The organism is Bacteroides sp. (genome assembly GCF_028690125.1).
Taxonomy (GTDB): domain Bacteria; phylum Bacteroidota; class Bacteroidia; order Bacteroidales; family Bacteroidaceae; genus Bacteroides.
In genome coordinates, this window is the sequence record NZ_JAQVBV010000122.1 from 1 (window position 1) to 3,570 (window position 3,570).

The following is a 3,570-nucleotide window of genomic DNA, read 5'->3' on the forward strand; positions in this document are numbered from 1 at the left end:
TTGCAAAATCATGAATCATCAATTAGTGACCACCCTTCACCTACCTGCCGGAACGGAAATCATTCCCGACTCAACTTTACTGGAAGAAGAGGTGAAAGCACTGGCAGAAAATGACTGGCAGCAATTGGCTACTCAAAGCAATGTAGGTTTGCAACAAGCACATTTGGCTGTGAAAATGAACCAACAGAAAGCCAAACTGGAACGTTCGGAGCTCCTTCCCAAAATAGCTCTCGTTGCAGGAGAACATTTGGATGGTCCCATCACCATTGAAGTACCGGTATTGAACAACAATTTTAATTATTGGTATGTAGGAGTAGGAGTCAAATACAACCTTTCCTCATTGTTCAAAAACAATAAAAAAGTCCGTCAGGCAAAATTGAACATACGAAAATCACAGGAAGAATATATTCTTGCACAAGAACAAGTTGAGAATGGTGTTCAAGCCAATTATGTCAATTTCCTTACCTCTTTTACCGACTTACGTACACAAGAGAAAAGTGTAGAACTGGCTAACCAAAACTATAGCGTAACCAGCAACCGTTACAAAAATGATCTGGCATTACTTACTGATATGCTTGACGCCAGTAACATGAAGCTAAGCGCTGATCTCGGTTTGGTTAATGCACGTATCAACGTGATCTACAGTTACTACAAAATGAAATATATTACACACACCCTTTAAAATATAATAGATTATGATAGCTAGAAAAACTCAGAAGATTATCTATAACATTCTGATTCTTTGTTTTCTCTTTGGCGGTGCAGCCTATGTTTGTTCCCGTTTTCTTCATTTGGGAAGTATAGAATATACTGATAACGCACAAGTTAAACAACACATTACTCCAATCAATACCCGCGTACCGGGATTTATAAAAAGAATCTGTTTTGAAGAATATCAGCCGATACACAAAGGTGATACGTTGCTTATCATTGAAGATGCGGAGTTTCGTCTTCGCGTTGCTCAGGCGGAAGCAGATTTGGCAAATGCTACGGCAGGAAGGCAAGCTACCACCATTGGCATTGCCACCACTCAAAACAATTTAAGTGTAAATGATGCAAGTATAGAAGAAGTTCGCGTACAAATGGAAAATGCCAAACGTGAATTGGATCGTTTTGAAAAACTACTGAAAGACGATGCAGTTACCAAACAACAATATGATAATGTACATACAGCATACGAAGCAGCAAAAGCACGCTACGAACAAGTATCACGTGCCAAGCAGTCTACATCGTTAGTTAAAAGTGAACAGACCCACCGCTTAGGACAGAATGAAGCAGGAGTCCGTCTGGCAGAAGCTGCACTCGAGCTCGCTCGCTTGAACCTTTCTTATACAGTTATCATTGCTCCATGCGATGGAACTACGGGGCGAAAAGGAATACAGGAAGGACAACTGGTACAACCGGGACAAACAATGGTTGATATTGTAGATAATAGTGACCTGTGGATCATAGCCAACTATCGCGAAACCCAATTACCTAATATTAAAGAGGGAGCCGAAGTAGAAATGACCGCAGACGCAGTGCCGAATATAATTTTCAAAGGAACTGTAGAATCCATTTCGGATGCAACAGGAGCAGCTTTCTCTATGATTCCACAAGATAATGCCACGGGAAATTTCGTAAAAGTAGAACAACGTATCCCCGTCCGCATCCGTCTGAAAGGAAACAAGCCCGAAGACTTGAAGCGTTTACGAGCAGGGTTCAATGTAGAATGTGAAGTAAAATATTAACGTATGGGAGCACCTGTTTTAAACGGTCCTTTCACGATGCCGATGTTCCGTAGCTTTGTGCCACGGAAAATACAACCGTGGATTTACCTATTCATAGCTGTTACCTTCCAATTATCGGGGGGAGTTTATTTGGGAGCATTGAATCAAATGATCGGTGGCAAAGTGCTGATGCGTGAAGATATTCTCATGTGTATGTACGCCAATCTGGCGGGAATGGCAATCTACTTTCCGCTGTTATTCCGAATGAAGTTCCGCTTTACCAATAAAACTCTGCTTACATCGGCAGCATTGGGAGTTTTGATTTGCAATCTGTTAGCACCATCCATTAGCTTTCTTCCACTTCTGTGGTTGGTATGCTTTATTGAAGGTATGTGCAAAATTCAGGGAACTTTTGAATGTATGTCCAATATCCAGTTATGGATGACGCCAACACGAGATTTCACTGTATTCTTTCCATGGCTTCATATTGTTATTTTAGGTAGCATTCAGTTGTCAGACTTAATAACGACTTATTTAATGTACCACTACAACTGGACCTATATGCACCTCTTTATCGTTGGATTAATGTTAATAGTCTTACTTATACAGATTACTTGTATAAAACATTTCCGTTTCATGCGCAAGTTTCCACTATTCGGTATCGATTGGCTAGGTGCAGCTTTATGGGCGGTATTATTAGCCGAAATCGCTTTCCTATTTAATTACGGTGATTGGTACGATTGGTGGAACAATCCTATTATCCGGCAATTATCGGTAGCCATCATCATCACCTTAGCATTTTGTATCTGGCGCATGATGACCATCCGCCATCCATTTCTCGAACCTAAAATGTGGACTTACCGGTTTTATTGGCCGTTACTAGGACTGATAACTATAGTAGAAGCATTTCTGGCAACAGAACACGTATTGGAAGAAGTCTTTTATGAAGAAGTGATGAAATATGAAGAAATGGTCAGTGTACAATTAGATTGGTTTGCTATCATCGGTATCGTAGGCGGTTGCTTATTTTCTTACTGGTGGATGCACATAAAACAATATAATTATGTACGCCTCATCATCGTCGGGTTTGTTGGACTAATAGGTTACTTAATCGGATATTACCTGACTTTTTCTACCGACATTCATATCTCCCAACTCTATCTGCCAACGATTTGCCGAGGATTTGCTTATGCAGTATTAAGTGCCACTTTCATGGTATGTCTGGAAGAGATTATGACCTTTCAACATTTCTTTCAAGGATTAAGCGTATTCAATATGCTTCATATGGTAGTCGGTGGAGTATTAGGCTGTGCGGTCTATTCGCAAGGACTGGCTTATTACGTACCTGACAATCTGGGACGTTACGGATCGGCGATCGATCATGTATCTTTCAGTAGCAATCCATTCCATCTTGGTCATTATATGGAAGAGTTTATTAGTCAGATGATGGAAGTGAGCATCAAGCAAATTTACGGCTGGGTGGCCTATGTATGTATTTTCCTCTTTCTACTGTTATTACTCTACGACTTCCCGATACGCCGTTCCTTGAAACGTATGCCCAACTGGAAAAATGTAGCCCGGGAACTTAAAAATACATTCTGGCGTACATCACATGCTCCATCCGATAAAAGATAATAAAATAACATATAATTTTGCCATACAACTACAATTCCGAACTTTTATTCCTACATTTGCAGTCAATTGATAATTTACATAAAAATACAAATACTATGGCTAAGATAACCAAAGAAGCCGCTCTGCTATATCATTCACAAGGCAAGCCCGGCAAGATTGAGGTAGTTCCTACCAAACCTTATAGTACACAGACAGACTTATCACTCGCTTATTCTCCCGGTGTGGC

Annotated in this window: 3 protein-coding genes; all 3 read left to right on the top strand. The window is 40.4% G+C overall.

What is annotated here, in order from left to right; genetic code table 11:
• Window positions 1-682: TolC family protein (locus PHO71_RS25665; RefSeq protein WP_300209022.1), on the top strand; the 682-nt coding region annotated here is incomplete at its 5' end.
• A gap of 13 nt (window positions 683-695) precedes the next feature.
• Complete coding sequence (locus PHO71_RS25670; RefSeq protein ID WP_300209023.1) at window positions 696-1,730, top strand: HlyD family secretion protein; 1,035 nt, start codon at window positions 696-698, stop codon at window positions 1,728-1,730.
• Window positions 1,731-1,733: 3 nt separating this feature from the next.
• Entirely contained in the window at window positions 1,734-3,344 is a 1,611-nt protein-coding gene (locus PHO71_RS25675) for a hypothetical protein (protein ID WP_300209024.1), read from the top strand.
• The last annotated feature ends 226 nt before the right edge of the window (window positions 3,345-3,570 follow it).